Consider the following 13,066-nt stretch of genomic DNA (forward strand, 5'->3'; position numbering starts at 1 on the left):
GCGGGCGCGGGCGTCGCGTCGGCGTCGGCCTCGGGTGTCGGTTCGTCTCGTCCTCGATTCGGCTCCGGCGGACTGGAGTACAGGATGCCGCGACTCGAACTGAATGCCATGCGCCACGGGGACTCGGAACGAATTGAAAAGGTTACCCCTTTAGGCACTTAATGACATACAAGGACAGTCGGCGGGAACACAGAAGAGGGAGGGGGCTGAACGGCCCGGCATGACCGAGAAACGGGACCCGGTACAGGAGGCTGGGGAGGGGGAGTTCGACCTGTACGACGTGGCGACGTGGGAGGAACGCACGTTCCTCGACCGCGCGTCGACGCGACTGTACGGGACGCTCGTGACGGGGGCGCGGGCGTCGGTGGTCGCGCTCGCGGTGCTCATCGTGGTCGCGCAGTTCGCGGCGGCCGCAGGCCTCGTCTACGTGAACCGGCCCGCCGTCGCCGTCTACGTCCTGCTGTCCGTGGTGCCCGCGCTCGGGATGGCGGCGTACATCTGGCGGGCGGACGTGACGATGCAGGAACCCCTCGAACTGCTCGTCGTGACGTTCGCGTTCGGGTTCCTGTTCGCGGGGTTCGCCGCCGTCCTGAACTCCGCGTTCTCCGGATTCTTCTTCCAGTTCACGTCGGACTCGCCGGCGTGGCTGGCGTTCCTCGCGCCCGCGCTCTACTTCTTCCTCGTCGTCGGCCCCGTCGAGGAGACGGTGAAGTGGCTGGCCGTCCGCCTCTACGCGTTCCGGAGCGACCGCTTCGACGCGGTGGTGGACGGCGCGGTGTACGGCGCGATGGCGGGGCTGGGCTTCGCGACCATCGAGAACGCCATCTACATCGCCCGCGAGGTCATCGTCGTCTCGCAGTCCGCCGGGAACGCGGTGGTCGCGGACGTGGCGCTCCAGACGGCGGCGGTGCGCACGCTCGCCGGGCCGGGTCACGTCATCTACTCGGCGTTCGCGGGCTACTACCTCGGCCTCGCGAAGTTCAACCCCGAGAACCGCGGCCCCATCGTCGTGAAGGGCCTCGTCATCGCGTCGCTCATCCACGCGACGTACAACACGTCGGTGACGAACCTCGGCGCCGTCGCGGACGCAATCGGCCTCTCGCAGGGCGTTGCCTTCCTCGCGTTCGTCGTGGCGTTCGACGGCTTCTTCTTCTACGTCCTCTATCGGAAGTTGACGGCGTACCGCGACGCCTACGTCGAGACGGGCGCGAGCGAGGCGTACGATGACGAGGACGAACTGGACGAGGAGACCGGCGAGAGCGACGAGAGCGCTGCGGTAGACGGCGTGGACTACTCCGAGGGCGAGGAGACGGCGTCGGAGACGGACGCCGCGGCGTCCGACGACGAGTAGGCGTCGAGGCGTTCGACGTACTTCGCCATCACGTCGACTTCGACGTTCACGCGGTCGCCGGGGTCGCGCTCCGAGAGCGTCGTGAGGTCGTGGGTCGTGGGGATGACTGCGACGGAGAACGTGTTGGCCTGGTCGTCCACGTCCGCGACGGTGAGGCTGATGCCGTCGAGCGCGATAGAGCCCTTCGGCGCAACGTACTGCTCGTGGCCGTCGGGGAGCGCGAACGTGAACGTCCAGTCCTCGCCGACCTGTTCGACGCCGACGACCTCGGTGGTGGTGTCGACGTGGCCCTGCACGACGTGGCCGTCGAGGCGGCCGTCGGCGGGGAGCGCGCGTTCGAGGTTGACCGCGTCGCCCTCGCTGACTGCGTCGAGGGTGGTCTTCTCCAGCGTCTCGGTCGCGGTGAACGTCGAGAACCAGTCCGCTCCGAACTCCTCGACGGTGAGGCAGACGCCGCCGACGCTGATGCTCTCGCCGTGCGAGAACCCGGAGAGGTCGCCCGTGGAGATGCGGAGGCGGCGGCCGCCGTCGCCGTCTTCGACCGATTCGACGGTGCCCGTCTCCTCGATGATGCCGGTGAACACGCTTCCAATTTCGTCATCCGTAACGAAAGTGTTGCGGAACGCGGCCGAAGACACTTGCCCGACGCCCCTCACCACGGGGTATGGACCTCTCCCCGCTCACCGACGCCGACAACGCTCTCCTCGAACGCGCTGCCGTCGCCGCCGGCGCCCACGACTTCGAGCGCATCGCTGCCGTCGAACACCCGCGCGGCGAGCGCGACGCCGCCCGCGTCGTCTCCCCGTGTGGCGTCTGCCGTGAACTCATCGCGGACTACGGCGACGACGTCCGCGTCCTCGTGCGCACCGACGACGGCGACGTGGGCGGCGTGCGCGCCGCCGAACTCCTGCAGGCGCGGACGTGGTGACGCTTATCCGTCCCGAGCGCCCACGCTGAGACGTGAAAATCCTCGACGCGATTTCGCTCGCGGTGGCCGTCGCGTTCGCCGCGCCGGCCGCGCTGTTCGGCGTCGAGACGCTGCTCGGCGGCGACCAGACCGGCTGGGTATTCTTGGGGTTCGCTGCCGGCATCCTCGCGTTCGAGCGCTACCTCACGACCCCCACCGACCTCCCGGCGCTCGCCGCCCAGAAGACCGCCGAGGTCGTCGCCGAGGACCCCGACGACGACAATCAGTAGTCGGCTCGCGGCACCACCGAGCGCGGGAATGCGCCGACGCGCTCGGCGCCCTCGTCGCCGACGAACGCTAAATCGGCGACCCACACCGCGCCCTCGTCGTCCAGTGTCGCCGTCACGCCCAGTACCGCGCCCGGTTCGACGGTCGCGTCGCCGGTCGGCGCCTCCCGGCGTTCGAGGCCGACGCCGTGGGCCGTCGCGGACCCGGCCGACGGCGAAAAGCCGTACGAACCGAGTTCGGCGACAGCCTCGTCGGCGACTTCGGTGGCCGTCGTCTCGCCCGGTTCGAGGATGTCGAGGCCGGCGTCGACGGCGTACTCGCCCGCGAGCGTCGCGCGGCGCTCCCACCCGCCGTCGCTGTCCGCGACGAACGTCCGCGCGAGCAGGCCGCGGTAGCCGCCGACGGCCGGGGTGACGCGAACCGGCACCGGGTCGCTCGCCGCGAGCGCGCCCGACGCACCGACGACTGCCTCGGGCGTCGCGCCCTCGCCGGCCATCGCCGCGTTCGCGGCCCGGCGCACGCGCTCGGCGGTGACGACCCCTGCGTCGTCTTCGAGCGGGTCGCCGTCAGCGCCAGCGAGGAGCGCGGCGGCCGCCGCCACGCCCGCCTCCGCCGCTTTCTGTGCGGCCTCGATTGCGTCGCGCTCGCCGTCGGTCTTCACCGCCCGCGCGTCCTCGTGGGCGGTCGTCGACGCCACGTCGACGCCGTCGTTCTCGAGGTAGAGCGCGGCGTCGTGCGGGAGCGTCCGCGGCGCCAGCACGCTGTCCGCGACGAGCCCCGGCAGTCGCTGTGCTGGCGTCGGCTCGGGGTCGAGAACAGAGACGCCGTCGCGGAGCGAGACGCGTTCGGCGAGGGGGCACTCGGGCACGACGGCGACCCGGCCCGCGTACACGACGGCCGCGCGACACGGCAGAGCGGCGCCGCTCAGGTAGCGAACGAGCGGGTCGTCGGGCGGTCCGACGTGGACGAACGCGTCGGCGCCCGCGTCAGCGAGCGCGCGGTCGAGAACCGCCGACCGCATTCACGGGAGCTGGACCGGCGTGTCGGCTTCGAGGGCCTCCTCCAGGGTCTGGCCCGTCTGCTCGCCGTACAGCAACACGTCGATGGGGAGCGTCGGCGCGCCGCCGATGAGGTTCTGGAGCATCACCAGGCGCTCGCGGGCGCGGCTCATCCCGACGTAGAACACGCGGCGCTCGTTGTCCGTCAGAATCGGCACCGGGCTCGTCTTGCTCGTGAACTCGATGTCCTCGGGCACGTCCTCGGGGTCCGCGGTGGCCGCCATCTGCTCGACGACCTTCTCCGTGAGGTCGGTCGCGAGGAACACGTGGTCGGCCTCGCGGCCCTTCGCGGAGTGGATGGTGCCGACGCGCACGCGGTCCGGGTCCATCCCGCGGTAGTCGCCCTGGAAGTACGCGTCGATGCTGCGGCGCTGGTAGCGCGTGACCTTCCGGAGCATGTCGGCGGCCGCCGACGGCCCCGGCACGAACGGCACGTAGTCCCGGATGAAGTCCGCGGTGAACGTCAGGTCGGTGAGGTCCGTGTCCTCGCCCTGGGCCTCGTCGATGGCCTCGCGGAGGTCGCTGCGCTCCCGCGTGCCGAACGCCGAGTCCTGGAGCATGTCCATCAGGCGTCGGGCCTGCAGGCCGTCGATGGACTCGTCGTTCTCCAGGGCCTCCACGGCGGAGATGTACTGCTGGAGCCGGTCCGTCCACATGCGCTGGTCGGTGAGCGCCTTGAAGGGGATGCCCTCGCCGATGAACTCGTCCACGAAGTCGAACAGTTGGTAGCGAGCGCGGAACAACACCATCACCGTGTCGTCCTCGGTGGACTCGATGGTGCGTCGGACGTTCCGCACCAGGTCGAGCATCGACGGACTGTCGATGGCCTCGACGCTCCCGCCCTCCTTGCGGGGTTTCAGGTCTTTCTCCTGTCGCGTCTCGATGTGCCCGATTTCCTGTTGGACGACCTGCAGTACCTCCGAGGGCAGACGATAGGAGTTCGGGAGGACGCGGTCGTCGGTCACCTTCGTGTCGAGCAGGAGCTTCGGGTCCGCGCCCTGCCACGCGTACACGACCTGGTCGTCGTCGCCCGCGATGAGCACGCGCTCCATGTGCGGGCGCCACTCCTCGTAGACGTCGTACTGCAGGCTCGTGATGTCCTGGAACTCGTCGATGACCAGGTACTCAACGTTCGGGAGCAGCGAGCGCTGTTTCACGCGCTCGAGCATGTCCGCGAAGCCGACGAGTTCGTTCTCGCCCTTGTACGAGCGCCACGCGCGAATCGCTTCGGGGATGTCGTAGCGGTCGTCGCTCGACGGCCACGTCGGCGTGTACTTGTTCCCGGTCTGGGCGTTGTCGTCGATGTCCGGGGGGAGGCGGACCTCCTCGTCGTTCCAGCGGAACGGCACGTCGTACCAGTCCGCGACGTCGCGTCGCGTCCGCTGGAGCCACTGCGAGGTGGCGATGACCTTGTTACCGAGGGTGGTCGAGCGCGCCGTCCGGCGGGAGCCCGAGGCGTACTCGTCCTCGAAGGGGATGCCGTACTCCTCGCAGAACTTCTCCTTGTCGTCCTCGCCGACGACGTCGTTGCGCGACAGCCCGAGCAGTTCGTAGGCTTTCGCGTGCATCGTCGCGACGTTTCCGCGCAGCGAGCGCGGGTTCATGTCGAGGCGCTCGGCGAGCCGCTCCCGGATCTCGGCCGCCGCAGCGCGGGTGTAGGACACGACGAGGATGTCACGAACCGAGACGTCGTCGTCTTCGAGAATTTCCTCGACGTGGTCGAGGAGCGCCGTCGTCTTCCCGCTCCCCGGACCACCGAACAGCCGCGTAACTTCCGGCTCCGAGTCCGTCATTGGACAACTAGAGGAACCGAACGGGTATAAACCGCTTGAAATTCTGTCGTCACGAAAACCCCCGAGAAAACGACCTTCGCGGCCCCAGCCACGCCGCCGGCGTTACGTGCGTCGCGTCGAACGCGCTTCCCGTACCTCGGCGCCGTCCCGAATCTTGTCTTCGCAGTTCGGACAGACGCGGGGCGCGCCGTGTTCGTTCGGCGTGAATACTCTCGCGTACGCGTCAGTGACGAACGACCCGCAGTTCTGACACTCCGGCATGGCTTCACTCGGCCTTTCTCACGATTCGTCTTAGGCGTACTGGCCGGCACAACGCTCGCTGACGACTGCTCGGCGTTCGGAGCACTCGCTGCGCTGGCGACGCGAACGACGGGAGAAGTTGTCAGCGGGCAATTCGGTGTGGCCGGCTACGGCGTCCAGCCGCAGACGCCGCAGTCTGTCGCGTTTACGTCGTGGAGGCCGCCACACTCCGGACACTGCTTTTTGTTGTAGCTTCGTTCCCAGGTCTGCGTGTCGTGCCCGCGGTCTTCGAGGAACTCGTCCAGCAGGGAGTCGTCCGGAGTCTGTGCGCTCGACATACACGGTATGCTATACCACACCACTACTTCAAACTGTCGGGGTGACAGGCGAGCGCTCCCGGCCGCGAAAATCGAGCGGGAGGAAGCGTCTAAACGTCGTACAGGTCGCCGAACTTCTCGCGGGCGTACTCGACGAAGTAGTCCGCGGTCAGCGGTTCGCCGGTCGCCACCTCGATGAGTTCGTCGGTGGTGTAGCGCTGGCCGTGCTCGTGGACGTGCTCGGTGAGCCACTCGCGAATCGGCCCGAACTCGCCTTCGCGCACGAGGTCGTCCACGTCGAGGTCCTCGCGCATCGCCGCGTCCAGTTGGGCGGCGAACACGCTCCCGACGGTGTAGTTCTGGAAGGACGCGAACCCGCCCGACCAGTGGATGTCCTGCAGGCAGCCCTCGGCGTCGTCCTCCGGGCGCACACCGAGGTAGTCGTCCATCAGGTCGTTCCAGCGCTCGGGCACGTCAGCCACGTCGAGGTCGCCGCCGACGAACGCCTTCTCCACGTCCGCCCGGAGGATGATGTGCATGTGGTAGGTGAGTTCGTCGGCCTCCACGCGAATCTTGTTCTCCGGGTAGATGCGGTTGACCGCCTCGTACACGTCCCGCGGGTCGGCGTCCGCGTCGAGGTGCTCGTTCACGATTGGCGTCGCGTACTCCCAGAACGCCTCGGTGCGCCCGACGTGGTTCTCCCAGAACCGCGACTGGGACTCGTGGACGCCCGACGACCGGGACTGGCCGAGCGGCAGGCCGTACTGGTCGTCCCGGAGGCCGTGCTGGTAGGACGCGTGCCCGAACTCGTGAATCGTACTCATCACCGCGCCGAGCGGGTCGTCGGCCGCGAACCGCGTGGTGATGCGCGCGTCGAACTGCGGCCCCACCATGAAGGGGTGGGGTGCCGTGTCGAGGCGACCGCGGTTCCAGTCGTAGCCGAGGTGGTCGACGATTTCGCGGCAGAGTTCCATCTGCGTGTCGTCGTCGTACTCCCCCGAGAACGGCGACGTAAACTCCGTGTCGCTGTCCTTCAGGTCCGCAATCAGCGGGACGAGTTCCTCGCGGAGCGTGTCGAAAATCTCCTCGACGCGTTCGAGCGGGAGGTAGGGTTCGCCGTCCTCGAACATCACCTCGTAGGGGTTAGTGTCCGGGTCGATGTGTTCGACGCGCTCGGTGTGGAGTTCGCGCAGGTCGTCGAGCACGGGCGCGAACTGCGAGAAGTCGGCGTCGGCCTTCGCGTCCTCCCACACCTGCTGGGCGTCGCTCTGGGTCTCCGTGAGTTCCGCGACGAGGTCGCTGGGCACGCTGTCCGCGCGCTCGTACTGCCGGCGCATCTCCCGCACCGTCACCTGCTCGTCGTCGCCCAGTTCCCGGTCTTCGAGTTCGTCCAGCCACCCCGCCACCTCGTCGTCGGTGAGCAGGTCGTGGTGGACCGTCGACAGCGCCGAAAGTTGCTTCCCGCGGGCGGGCGCGCCGCCTTCGGGCATCATCACGCGCTGGTCCCACGCCAGCACGCCCCGAGCGTCCCCGAGGTACGCGAGTCGCTTCGTTCGGTCTTCGAGTTCGTCGTAGGCGTCCGTCTCGGGCGGTTCCGTGGCCATACTACGACGTGTGACACGTCAGTACGTTAAACCTCGCCCGGCGGAAACCTAGACGCCGTCCCACTCCTCGCGAAGCAGGCCGTACAGCACCATGTCGTAGTAGTCGCCGCGGTAGTACGCGGCCTGCCGGCGGCGACCCTCGCGCTGGAACCCCAGCGATTCGAGCAGCCCCATCGAGGCGTCGTTGAACGCGCCGGCGCGAGCGAACACCCGGCGCATGTTCCAGTCCTCGAAGGCGTACTGCACGAGCAGTTCCGCGGCCTCGCTCCCGTACCCGTTCCCGTGGTGGTCGGAACCGAGGTGGTACGCGAGTTCGACGCTCCGGGCGCGGTCGGTCGCCGTCGGTCCGTACTCGCTCGTCGTCAGGCTCGCGTGCCCGACCGGCTCGTCGTCCGCACAGACAGTCACGTGTACGTCGTCCTCCGTCGTGAGAACGCGCTCGAAGTACTCCTCGCCGAGGTCGGCGTTCATCGGCTTCGCGTCCAGTGCGGGACGCCACACGCCGGGGTCGTTCATCCACTCCCGAATCGCGGGGAGGTCCTCGCGCTCGGTCGGTCGGAGGGTCACCGATTCGCCGGACAGGAAGACGGGACCGGGCATACGCGAATTTGGTCTCGGGTCCGAGCATAAGTCTTCGGTGCGCGTGTGACTCCGTTTCGGAGTATTTCTGTCTGAACCGCGATTTCCGCCAGGTAGGGCCCGCGACACCGAGCGAAGCGACGGCAGTCGGTCAGCCGGCAGCCTGGTGGATCGAAAGGGCGAGGCGCGCTCGCGCTTGCCTTGTTCGCTCGCGACGCGAGGACCGCAGGCCGACGGCCGAGGACCGCGGCGAGCGAGCGGACGCGAGCGCGCCGAGGGCTTTCTGGTGTAGAAGGAAGTCGATACGTGGAGGTTCGCTACGAAGCCGGGCTACAGGTCGTAGAGTTCCGTGTACTTCTCGGTGGCGTAGTCGAGGAAGTAGTCGGCGGTGAACGCCTTGCCCGTGGCTTCCTCGATGAGTTCGGGGGTGGTGTAGCGCGCGCCGTGGCTGTGGACGTTCGATTCCAGCCAGTCTGCGATGACGTCGAAGTCGCCGTCGCGGACCTTCTCGTCCACGTCGCCCACGTCCTCGACGAGTGCGTCGTAAATCTGGGCGGCGAGCACGCTACCGAGCGAGTACGTCGGGAAGTAGCCGAAGGAGCCGTGGCTCCAGTGGATGTCCTGCAGGCAGCCCTCCGCGTCGTTCTCGGGGCGGATGCCGAGGTACTCCTCGTACTTGTCGTTCCAGACCTCGGGCACGTCCTCCACGTCGAGGTCGCCCTCGATGAGTTCGCGCTCGATTTCGAAGCGCACCACGATGTGCATGTGGTAGGTGAGTTCGTCCGCTTCGACGCGGATGAGGTTGTTCTCGTGGACCTCGTTGGCGGCCTCGTAGGCCTCTTCGGGGGTGCCCTCGACCTGCGGGAAGCGCTCTTTGACGGCGGGCAGGAACTTCTCCCAGAAGACGCGACTGCGGCCGACGTGGTTCTCCCAGAGGCGGCTCTGGGACTCGTGGACGGTGAGGTCCCGGGACTCGCCGAGCGGGCTGCCGAACTGGTCGCGGGGCAGGCCGAGCGTGTAGCGCGCGTGGCCGAACTCGTGAATCGTGGACATGAAGGCGTCCACGGGCTTCTCCGGGTCGAAGCGCGTGGTGACGCGGGCGTCGAACTGGTTCCCCGACGAGAACGGGTGCGGGGCGGTGTCGAGGCGGCCGTGCTCCCAGTCGTAGCCGAGCGTGTCGAGCACGTCCCGCGCGAGGTCCTCCTGGGTGTCGACGTCGAATTCGCCCGTGAACGGGTCCGCGAGTTCGGCGTCGCTCTCGCGGATGTCGTCGATGAGCGGGACGAGTTCGTCGCGCAGGCGTTCGAGCACCTGCTCCGCGGTTTCGAGGTCGAGGTACGGCTCGTAGTCCGCGAACAGGACCTCGTAGGGGTCGGCGTCCGGGTCGATGTGGTTCGCGTACTCCTTTTTCAGTTCGATGAGGTCTTCGAGGACCGGAGCGAAGATGGAGAAGTCGTCTTCCTCGCGGGCTTCCTTCCACTTCGGGTGGGCTTCGGAGGTCTTCTCCGAGATTTCGGCGACGAGGTCGCTGGGGACGCGGTCGGCGCGCTCGTACTGGCGTCGAATCTCGCGGACGACGGCTTCCTGCTCGCCGGTGAGGTCGGCGTCCGCGAGTTCGTCCAGCCACTCCCCGACCTGCTCCTCGGTGAGCAGGTCGTGGGAGACGGAGGAGAGCGCGGACTTCTGCTTGGAACGCGCGGGCGTGCCGCCCTCGGGCATCATCACTTCCTGGTCCCAGGAGAGGATGCCGCTCGCGCCGTTGATGTTCGAAATCGTCTCGTAGTGGTCGAGGAGGGCGTCGTACGCCTCGGGGGCCTCCTGTGTGGCCTCTGTCGCCATACCCGCTCTTGACGCCCCGGGGACTATGAGGGTTGTCGTCGCGGCCCGCGCTCTGCCGCCGGCGCCTCACCGCTCGGCGACGCGCTCGTACACGCGACGACACCGCCCGAGCACGTCGACCGAGACGCTCTCGGTGGCGGTGTGGGCTTCCCCGGGTTCGGCGGGCCCGCAGACGAGACACGTCACGCCCGCGTCGGCGAGCCACCCGGCGTCGGTGGCGTGGGGTTTGCTGACGCGCTCGCCGGCGCCGTCCTGTTCGGCGCGCACGGCGGCGACGGCGGCGTCCGCGAACGCTTCGTCGTCGCAGGCCATCGGCGGGAGGTCCTGGTCGACCGCCCACGAGACGCCCGCGATGTCTTCGACACTCGCGAGGTCCGCGCGCTCGCCGGGGACGGTTCGTTCGTCGACGGTCACCGCACACTCGTCGGGAATCACGTTCCACGCCGTCCCGCCGTCGATTTCGGTGACCGCGACGCTCCCGGACAGCGTCTCGCCGAGTACGTCGGCGCTCGGTGCGTCGAGGTCGCGAATCACGTCCACCGCGTCGCAGGCCCGGTAGACGGCGTTCTCGCCGGCCTCGGGCTCGCTGGCGTGCGCGCTCGTCCCCGCCGCGGTGACGGTGCTGGCGCGCCGCCCCTTGTGCGCGACGGCCACGTCGAGCACACCGTCGGCGGAGTAGCCGGTCGACCCCTCGCCGACGAGCGCGTAGTCCGGGTCGAAGCCGCCCTCGATGGCGAAGCGCGCGCCCTCGCCGCCGACTTCCTCGCCGACGAACGACGCGAACCCGAGCGGGCGGTCGGGGTCGGCCTCGCGGAACGCCAACAGCATCGCGGCGACGGCGCCCTTCATGTCGGCGGTGCCGCGGCCGTGGAGGCGACCGTCGTCGCGGTAGACGACGTACTCGCCGCCGTCGGCAGTCTGCGAGTCGTCCGGCGGCACCACGTCGTGGTGGCCGACGAACGCGAGCGACGGGGCGTCGGCGCTCTCGTTTCGCCACGCGCGGACGTTGCCGGCGTCGTCCCGGGTGACGTTGGCTTCCGTCTCGTCGCGGAGCCACGACTCGATGGCGTCTCCCGCCTGCGTCTCGTCTTCGTGGCTCGGAATCGAGACGAGGCGCTCGGTCAGGTCGGTGAGTTCGGACACACCGGTGCGTGGGCGTCCGCGGCCTTAGCCGTGTGGTCGGGGTGCGCCGGTCGCCCGCCCAACTAAAATATAATTTAGATTATACTTTTCCGCGCGGGGCGCCTCCGACGAGACGTGAGACAGACACCGCAAGCGACCGACCGCACCCCCGAATCGCCCACCGCGGAACCGGCCCGCGGCGACCGCCGACCGCTCCACGAGCGCGACCCGAGCCTCGTCGATACGGGCGACGCCGACGGACAGGTCGCCGAGACGGGGACGACCGTCGTCGGCGTCACCACCGAGGACGCCGCCGTGCTCGCCGCGGACAAGCGCGCGAGCGTCAGCGGCGGTCGGTTCGTCACGAACAAGGACACCCAGAAGGTCGAAGCCGTCCACCCGACCGCGGCCGCCGCGCTCTCGGGCACCGTCGGCCACATCCAGCAGTTCGTGCGCGTCCTGCGCTCCGAGGCGCGCCTCTACGAGGACCGGCGCGGCGACCCGCCGAGCCTCGACGCGCTCTCGACGCTCGCGGGCGGCATCCTCGGGTCGTCGCCGCTCGCGGTCTCCCCCCTGCTCGGCGGTGTGGACGAGGACGGCCCGCAGGTCGTCACGCTCGACGGCGGCGGCGGCGTCCTCACCGACGACTACGCCGCCGGCGGGAGCGGGATGCAACTCGCGTACGGCGTCCTCGAACGCGAGTACGAACCCGGCCTCGCCGTGGACGCGGCCCGCAGCGTCGCGGCGCGCGCCGTCGGGAGCGCGAGCGAGCGCGACACCGCCAGCGGCGACGGCGTCACCGTCGCCACCGTCACCAGCGAGGGCGTCGAACTCGACGACTACGACGCGGCCTCGGAGGTGGCCTGATGCAGGGCACCGACCAGCGGGCGTACGACCGCGGGACGACCATCTTCTCGCCGGACGGCCGGCTCTACCAGGTCGAGTACGCCCGCGAAGCGGTCAAACAGGGCGCGCCCGTGGTCGGCGTCAGAGGCGAGGACAGCGTCGTGCTCGCGGCTCACGCGGCCGAGCGCTCCGCACTCGCCGTCGATGGGGACGCCGAGAAGGTCGCCACGGTGGACGGCCACGTCGCGGTGGCGGGCGCGGGCCACGCCGCCGACACCCGCCAACTGGTGGATTTGGCTCGCCAGCGTGCCCAGCAGGAGCGCGTCCGGTACGGCGAGCGCGCGCCCGTCGCCGAACTCGGAACGGTCGTCGCCGACCACCTCCAGGAGTACACGCAGACCGGCGGCGCGCGCCCGTACGGCACGGCCTTGCTCGTCGCGGGTCACGACGGCGCGCCCGGCCTCGTGGAAATCGACCCGTCGGGCGCGACCCGCGAGTGGCGCGCCGACGCCGTCGGTCGGAACGCGAGCGTCGCCCGCGAGCAATTCGAGGACGACTACGAAGAAGAACTGAGCGCCGACGGCGCGCTGGCGCTCGCGCTCGCCGGCCTCGACGCGGCGGTAGACGACCTCTCGGTCGCCGACGTGGACGCGACGCTCGTGACCGACGACGGCCACGAGCGCGTCGAGGAACAGCGACTGCGGGCGGTGCGCGGGAGTTAACTCGCCCGACGCGAGTCGTTCGACGTGAACGTGCCGGCGAGCACGGCCTCGGCGGCGCGGCGGCCGGCGCGCGTCAGTTCGTAGCCGTCGCCCGCTTTCCGGACGAAGTGGCCGTCGAGTTGCCGGAGGTGGTACGCGAACCGCGCGGAGCTGTCGGACCCGACCGCCGACTGGAGGTCCGAGAACGTCGGCGACGCGCCGTCGCGTTCGGCCCGCAGGAGGTGGACGAGCACCGCGAGGCGCACGTCGCTGGCGAGCGTCTGGAAGGCGTCGCTGGCCGCTGGCGCACCGTCTTCGGCGGCCTCGGCGACCCACGTCTGGGCGTCGACCTCGCGGCCCGGGGTCGCGTCGAGGGCGTCGCCCGGACCGACGCGGGAGGGGTTCGACTCGGGCATCACGC

General features: G+C 69.4%; 15 protein-coding genes. 5 read left to right on the top strand and 10 right to left on the bottom strand.

Features of this window, described 5'->3' with window-relative positions:
• The first annotated feature begins 220 nt into the window (after positions 1-220).
• A complete protein-coding gene (locus tag LT972_RS12725; RefSeq protein WP_232570756.1) occupies positions 221-1,351 on the top strand; it encodes a PrsW family intramembrane metalloprotease in 1,131 nt (376 codons plus the stop codon).
• Here LT972_RS12725 and LT972_RS12730 read toward each other — a convergent pair.
• A complete protein-coding gene (locus LT972_RS12730) occupies positions 1,291-1,935 on the bottom strand; it encodes a riboflavin synthase (RefSeq protein ID WP_232570757.1) in 645 nt (214 codons plus the stop codon). The genes LT972_RS12725 and LT972_RS12730 overlap by 61 nt on opposite strands.
• 80 nt (positions 1,936-2,015) lie before the next feature.
• On the opposite strand from LT972_RS12730, the gene LT972_RS12735 reads away from it, so the two are divergent.
• Complete coding sequence (locus tag LT972_RS12735; RefSeq protein ID WP_232570758.1) at positions 2,016-2,279, top strand: cytidine/deoxycytidylate deaminase family protein; 264 nt, start codon at positions 2,016-2,018, stop codon at positions 2,277-2,279.
• A gap of 32 nt (positions 2,280-2,311) precedes the next feature.
• On the top strand, positions 2,312-2,548 hold the full coding sequence (locus LT972_RS12740; RefSeq protein WP_232570759.1) for a DUF7533 family protein: 237 nt from the start codon (positions 2,312-2,314) through the stop codon (positions 2,546-2,548).
• On the opposite strand, the gene LT972_RS12745 is transcribed toward LT972_RS12740, so the two are convergent.
• The 8 genes from LT972_RS12745 to LT972_RS12780 form a co-directional block, all read right to left on the bottom strand.
• On the bottom strand, positions 2,542-3,567 hold the full coding sequence (locus LT972_RS12745; RefSeq protein WP_232570760.1) for a M24 family metallopeptidase: 1,026 nt from the start codon (positions 3,565-3,567) through the stop codon (positions 2,542-2,544). The genes LT972_RS12740 and LT972_RS12745 overlap by 7 nt on opposite strands.
• Positions 3,568-5,397 carry a UvrD-helicase domain-containing protein gene (locus LT972_RS12750; protein ID WP_232570761.1) on the bottom strand — a complete coding sequence of 610 codons (1,830 nt, stop codon included), beginning with the start codon at positions 5,395-5,397 and terminating at the stop codon, positions 3,568-3,570.
• A gap of 102 nt (positions 5,398-5,499) precedes the next feature.
• On the bottom strand, positions 5,500-5,658 hold the full coding sequence (locus tag LT972_RS12755) for a DUF7563 family protein (protein ID WP_232570762.1): 159 nt from the start codon (positions 5,656-5,658) through the stop codon (positions 5,500-5,502).
• A 146-nt stretch (positions 5,659-5,804) separates the two neighbouring features.
• Positions 5,805-5,975, bottom strand: coding sequence for an HVO_0416 family zinc finger protein (locus LT972_RS12760; RefSeq protein WP_232570763.1), 171 nt, complete (start codon positions 5,973-5,975; stop codon positions 5,805-5,807).
• Positions 5,976-6,064: 89 nt separating this feature from the next.
• Positions 6,065-7,558, bottom strand: coding sequence for a carboxypeptidase M32 (locus tag LT972_RS12765; RefSeq protein WP_232570764.1), 1,494 nt, complete (start codon positions 7,556-7,558; stop codon positions 6,065-6,067).
• A 48-nt stretch (positions 7,559-7,606) separates the two neighbouring features.
• The gene (locus LT972_RS12770) at positions 7,607-8,158 is read right to left on the bottom strand and encodes a GNAT family N-acetyltransferase (RefSeq protein WP_232570765.1); all 552 of its coding nucleotides are present in this window, start codon (positions 8,156-8,158) and stop codon (positions 7,607-7,609) included.
• 309 nt (positions 8,159-8,467) lie between these two features.
• Positions 8,468-9,976, bottom strand: coding sequence for a carboxypeptidase M32 (locus tag LT972_RS12775; protein WP_232570766.1), 1,509 nt, complete (start codon positions 9,974-9,976; stop codon positions 8,468-8,470).
• A 66-nt stretch (positions 9,977-10,042) separates the two neighbouring features.
• On the bottom strand, positions 10,043-11,119 hold the full coding sequence (locus LT972_RS12780; RefSeq protein WP_232570767.1) for a M20 family metallopeptidase: 1,077 nt from the start codon (positions 11,117-11,119) through the stop codon (positions 10,043-10,045).
• A 114-nt stretch (positions 11,120-11,233) separates the two neighbouring features.
• On the opposite strand from LT972_RS12780, the gene LT972_RS12785 reads away from it, so the two are divergent.
• Both LT972_RS12785 and LT972_RS12790 read left to right on the top strand, forming a co-directional pair.
• Positions 11,234-11,965: an Ntn hydrolase family protein gene (locus LT972_RS12785; RefSeq protein ID WP_232570768.1), complete on the top strand. Its 732-nt coding sequence runs from the start codon at positions 11,234-11,236 to the stop codon at positions 11,963-11,965.
• A complete protein-coding gene (locus LT972_RS12790; protein ID WP_232570769.1) occupies positions 11,965-12,666 on the top strand; it encodes an archaeal proteasome endopeptidase complex subunit alpha in 702 nt (233 codons plus the stop codon). Before LT972_RS12785 ends, LT972_RS12790 begins: the two co-directional genes overlap by 1 nt.
• Here the strand turns inward: LT972_RS12790 and LT972_RS12795 are convergent.
• The gene (locus LT972_RS12795) at positions 12,663-13,061 is read right to left on the bottom strand and encodes a DUF7347 domain-containing protein (protein WP_232570770.1); all 399 of its coding nucleotides are present in this window, start codon (positions 13,059-13,061) and stop codon (positions 12,663-12,665) included. The two genes, LT972_RS12790 and LT972_RS12795, sit on opposite strands and share 4 nt — an antisense overlap.
• Positions 13,062-13,066: the final 5 nt, after the last annotated feature.

The organism is Halobacterium litoreum, assembly GCF_021233415.1.
Taxonomy (GTDB): Archaea; Halobacteriota; Halobacteria; order Halobacteriales; family Halobacteriaceae; genus Halobacterium; species Halobacterium litoreum.

Coding starts and splice junctions, on each gene's coding strand:
- LT972_RS12725 (WP_232570756.1), top strand. CDS start 221: ATGACCGAGAAACGGGACCCGGTACAGGAGGCTGGGGAGGGGGAGTTC.
- LT972_RS12735 (WP_232570758.1), top strand. CDS start 2,016: ATGGACCTCTCCCCGCTCACCGACGCCGACAACGCTCTCCTCGAACGC.
- LT972_RS12745 (WP_232570760.1), bottom strand. CDS start 3,567: ATGCGGTCGGCGGTTCTCGACCGCGCGCTCGCTGACGCGGGCGCCGAC.
- LT972_RS12750 (WP_232570761.1), bottom strand. CDS start 5,397: ATGACGGACTCGGAGCCGGAAGTTACGCGGCTGTTCGGTGGTCCGGGG.
- LT972_RS12755 (WP_232570762.1), bottom strand. CDS start 5,658: ATGCCGGAGTGTCAGAACTGCGGGTCGTTCGTCACTGACGCGTACGCG.
- LT972_RS12760 (WP_232570763.1), bottom strand. CDS start 5,975: ATGTCGAGCGCACAGACTCCGGACGACTCCCTGCTGGACGAGTTCCTC.
- LT972_RS12765 (WP_232570764.1), bottom strand. CDS start 7,558: ATGGCCACGGAACCGCCCGAGACGGACGCCTACGACGAACTCGAAGAC.
- LT972_RS12770 (WP_232570765.1), bottom strand. CDS start 8,158: ATGCCCGGTCCCGTCTTCCTGTCCGGCGAATCGGTGACCCTCCGACCG.
- LT972_RS12775 (WP_232570766.1), bottom strand. CDS start 9,976: ATGGCGACAGAGGCCACACAGGAGGCCCCCGAGGCGTACGACGCCCTC.
- LT972_RS12790 (WP_232570769.1), top strand. CDS start 11,965: ATGCAGGGCACCGACCAGCGGGCGTACGACCGCGGGACGACCATCTTC.
- LT972_RS12795 (WP_232570770.1), bottom strand. CDS start 13,061: ATGCCCGAGTCGAACCCCTCCCGCGTCGGTCCGGGCGACGCCCTCGAC.